The 392-nt window shown below is 76.5% G+C and carries 1 protein-coding gene; it reads left to right on the top strand.

Annotation, left to right across the window (positions count from 1 at the left end; all coding sequences use genetic code 11):
* On the top strand, positions 1 to 392 hold a 392-nt coding region (locus IZR01_RS49635), incomplete at both ends, for a Y-family DNA polymerase (protein WP_499698319.1).

The raw sequence follows: 392 nt of genomic DNA on the forward strand, positions 1-392 counted from the left end.
CGCCATCCCCGACCGCGCCCTCACCGTATGGTGCCCGGACTGGCCGGTAGTGGCGGTGGGCGCGGACCCGGACACGCTGGCGGCCGTGGTCGTCAAAGGCGTGATCGTGGCTTGCTCCTCCGCCGCGCGTATCGAGGGAGTGCGGCGCGGGCAGCGGACGCGGGACGCGCAGCGGCTGTCGCCGGGCCTCGTGCTCCACGCGCGGGACGAGGCGGCGGAGGCGCGGGCGTTCGAGCCGGTGCTGGGGGCGCTGGCCGATTTCACGCCGCGTTACGAGGTGGTGCGGCCGGGGTTGGCGGCGTTGCCGCTGGACGGGCCGGCGCGCTACTTCGGGGGCGAGGACCTGGTGGTGCGGGCGATCCGGGACCGGGTCGGGGAGACGGGCATCGGGG

It is taken from the genome of Catenulispora pinisilvae (assembly GCF_015356865.1).
GTDB lineage: Bacteria > Actinomycetota > Actinomycetes > Streptomycetales > Catenulisporaceae > Catenulispora > Catenulispora pinisilvae.